Origin of the sequence: Stenotrophomonas sp. CASM110, assembly GCF_049384345.1 — a bacterium.
Classification (GTDB): domain Bacteria; phylum Pseudomonadota; class Gammaproteobacteria; order Xanthomonadales; family Xanthomonadaceae; genus Stenotrophomonas; species Stenotrophomonas muris.
Genome location: NZ_JBMRGI010000049.1, coordinates 1 through 558, shown reverse-complemented (window position 1 = coordinate 558; position 558 = coordinate 1). Strand labels below are relative to the sequence as shown.

Here is a 558-nt window from a genome sequence, read left to right as displayed (position 1 = left end):
GCCTCCCTGGTGAAATTAGCGCTGTGGAACCACCCGATCCCATCCCGAACTCGGAAGTGAAACGCAGCTGCGCCGATGGTAGTGTGGCTCAAGCCATGCGAGAGTAGGTCATCGCCAGGGTTTACACTCGAGAACCCCGCTGCATGCGCAGCGGGGTTTTCCTTTTTTTGCAGGCACCTGGTTTCGACCTGGACTTGCGGCAACAACTTCACGAAGAGCTTCAAGTTCCTCAAACAAGTTGTTGACAAAGCTGAAAGGCCTGCCATAATAGGCGGCTCGCAACGACGAAAGGCCCTCGGGTCCAACGACGAAGCAGCATCGGCAACAACGTCCACTCCGGTGAGACGGCCTTGAAAAAAGGTGTTGACGAAGCGGAAAAGCCGGCTATAATGGGCGGCTCGCTACGAAGGAAACTTCGCAGCACACGGGAGCGGCGCTGAGGCCACTTCCCCGGATCTTTGAAAGTATGCGCAGGTATCTTGTGAAGGCGCCTGCAGGAAGGATGATTGTCCATCTTGCAGACGTTTGATCAAGCAACTATTAATTGTTTTAAAGCAA

The 558-nt window shown here is 54.1% G+C and carries 1 rRNA gene; it reads left to right on the top strand.

The annotated features are described in order from the left end of the window. Window positions 1-5 precede the first annotated feature (5 nt). Window positions 6-120, top strand: a 5S ribosomal RNA gene (rrf, locus tag VG561_RS21135). Window positions 121-558 lie beyond the last annotated feature (438 nt).